The organism is Streptococcus sp., assembly GCF_019414905.1.
In the GTDB taxonomy this organism is placed as follows: Bacteria; Bacillota; Bacilli; order Lactobacillales; family Streptococcaceae; genus Streptococcus.
Window position 1 is genome coordinate 5,253 of record NZ_DXLC01000176.1, and the last position, 2,671, is coordinate 7,923.

Genomic DNA, 2,671 nt, shown 5'->3' on the forward strand with positions numbered 1-2,671 from the left:
CTAGTGAGGTTGAGCATGTCTTCGCTACCCAGACCCTCTGGCAGGTCAAACCCAAGAAAATGCTGGTGGAATTCACTGGTGTTCCTCAAAAAGGAGTTTATTCCAAGGATTTCATTTTAGCTTTGATTGCCAAGTACGGCGTTGCTTGCGGCGTTGGCTACGTGGTGGAATATCGTGGACAAGCTATTGATGCACTGAGCATGGAAGAACGAATGACCATCTGCAATATGTCCATCGAGTTTGGATCCAAGATGGGAATCATGAATCCAGATCAAACCACCTATGATTATCTCAAAGGACGGGAATGTGTTCCAGAGGACTTTGAAGAGGCTGTGGCAGATTGGAAGACCCTTGTCAGTGATGAGAATGTCGTTTACGATAAGGTTATCCAGATGGATGTTTCAGACTTGGCTCCTATGGTGACCTGGGGAACCAACCCTGCTATGGGGGTTGACTTTGACAGTAGATTCCCAGAAATTAAGGATATGAATGATGAGCGAGCCTACAATTACATGGACTTGGAGCCTGGTCAAAAGCCAGCTGATATTGAACTAGGCTATATCTTTATCGGTTCTTGTACTAATGCTCGTCTCAGCGACTTGCAACTGGCTGCGCGATTTGTTAAAGGGAAGAAGATTGCTCCTAACTTAACGGCTATCGTAGTCCCAGGTTCTCGTCCTGTCAAACGAGCTGCTGAGAAGTTGGGCTTGGATAAGGTCTTTCTAGATGCTGGCTTTGAGTGGAGAGACCCAGGTTGCTCTATGTGCCTAGGGATGAATCCTGACAAGGTTCCAGATGGCGTTCACTGCGCCTCAACCAGCAACCGCAACTTTGAAGATAGACAAGGCTTTGGTGCTAAGACCCACCTCTGCAGTCCAGCCATGGCAGCTGCGGCAGCTATTGCAGGGCGCTTCGTAGATGTTCGGCAAATGCCAGAAGCCCAGTAAGGAGAGGATATGGAGAAATTTACAGTTTATACGGGAACGACCGTTCCTCTCATGAATGATAATATCGACACCGACCAAATCCTACCCAAGCAGTTTCTCAAGTTGATTGATAAAAAAGGCTTTGGTAAGTACCTCATGTATGCTTGGCGTTATCTGGACGACAAGTATACTGAGGATCCTGACTTTGTCTTTAATCAGCCTGAATATCGTAAAGCCAGTATTCTTATCTCAGGGGATAACTTTGGGGCAGGTTCTTCGAGGGAACATGCAGCTTGGGCCTTAGCAGACTATGGTTTTAAGGTCGTGATTGCAGGATCTTTTGGGGATATTCATTACAATAATGAACTCAATAATGGCATGTTGCCTATTGTTCAGCCTAGAGAGGTTAGAGAAAAGCTAGCCCAGCTCAAACCGACTGACCAGGTAACTGTGGACTTGGAACAACAGAAAATCATCTCACCGGTTGGAGAGTTCACTTTTGAAATTGATAGCGAGTGGAAACACAAGCTCTCAAATGGTTTGGATGATATCGGAATTACCTTGCAGTATGAAGATTTGATTGCTGCCTATGAAAAACAACGACCAGCCTACTGGCAGGATTAGAAGAAAATTAGAAAAGGAAATAGAACTATGACAAAACACATTCAATGGAACGGAACACTTTCACAAGAAGGCTATGACATTTTAAAAGGTGAGGGCGGATGTATCGTTTGCCCTACTAAAGTTGGTTACATTATCATGACCAGCGATAAGGCAGGACTTGAGCGTAAGTTCGCAGCCAAAGAGCGTAACCGTAACAAACCAGGTGTTGTTCTCTGCGGTAGCATGGATGAGCTTCGTGCTTTAGCACAACTTAACCCAGAAATTGAAGCCTTCTACCAAAAACATTGGGATGAAGATATTCTTCTTGGTTGTATCCTTCCTTGGAAACCAGAAGCTTTTGAAAAACTCAAAGCATACGGTGATGGTCGTGAAGAACTTATGACTGACGTTCGTGGAACTAGCTGTTTTGTCATCAAGTTTGGTAAAGCTGGTGAACAGTTGGCTGACAAACTTTGGGAAGAAGGCAAGATGGTTTATGCCTCATCAGCTAACCCATCTGGAAAAGGAAACCGTGGTAAAGTAGAAGGTATTGGAGAACGTATCGAAGGAGCAGTGGACCTTGTTATCGAGGCAGATGACTACGTTGCTTCTATCCAGCCTGACAAAACGATTGAAACTCGCTATGAGCAAGGTGTGATGGTCTCTATGGTTGATAAAGACGGCAAACTCATCCCAGAACAAGGAGGAGCTCGTTCAACATCACCAGCACCAGTTGTAATCCGTAAAGGGCTTGACATTGATAAAATCATGATGCACCTGTCAGACACCTTTAACTCATGGGACTACCGCCAGGGTGAGTATTATTAGAATAGAGAAGGAGTGGGGAGAAAACAATTTCCCCTCTTTTTTCTATTTACGCAAGAAAAATCCGAACATTATATTTTAATTTATAAAATTATTTGACAAAATCTGTACTTTGATTTATAATTAATTAAGGAAACGTCGGAAAAGGCGTAGAGATGCGCAAGCATAGGTAGGTCATTACAAAAGAAACGAGACATCGATATGTTAAATGAATTTCCAATTTTTGATTACGAAGATATTCAGTTGATCCCAAATAAATGTGTCATTAAAAGTCGTGCAGAAGCAGACACGAGTGTCACACTTGGAAATCACACTTT

3 protein-coding genes and 1 pseudogene are annotated in these 2,671 nt (G+C 43.5%); all 4 read left to right on the forward strand.

The window, feature by feature from the left end; genetic code table 11:
- A partial coding sequence (locus tag QZ359_RS05370; RefSeq protein WP_293963919.1) for an aconitase family protein occupies window positions 1–947 on the forward strand: 947 nt, incomplete at its 5' end.
- A 9-nt stretch (window positions 948–956) separates the two neighbouring features.
- Entirely contained in the window at window positions 957–1,550 is a 594-nt protein-coding gene (leuD, locus tag QZ359_RS05375) for a 3-isopropylmalate dehydratase small subunit (protein ID WP_000410618.1), read from the forward strand.
- 27 nt (window positions 1,551–1,577) lie between these two features.
- Window positions 1,578–2,357 (forward strand): Sua5/YciO/YrdC/YwlC family protein, encoded by a 780-nt coding sequence (locus tag QZ359_RS05380; RefSeq protein ID WP_293963920.1) that lies wholly within the window; start codon window positions 1,578–1,580, stop codon window positions 2,355–2,357.
- 198 nt (window positions 2,358–2,555) lie between these two features.
- Window positions 2,556–2,671 (forward strand): annotated as a pseudogene (locus tag QZ359_RS05385) (GMP reductase); the annotation flags it as partial.

What these genes read in the sequence shown, in the direction of transcription:
- leuD (WP_000410618.1), top strand. Translation starts at nt 957, where the DNA reads ATGGAGAAATTTACAGTTTATACGGGAACGACCGTTCCTCTCATGAAT.
- QZ359_RS05380 (WP_293963920.1), top strand. Translation starts at nt 1,578, where the DNA reads ATGACAAAACACATTCAATGGAACGGAACACTTTCACAAGAAGGCTAT.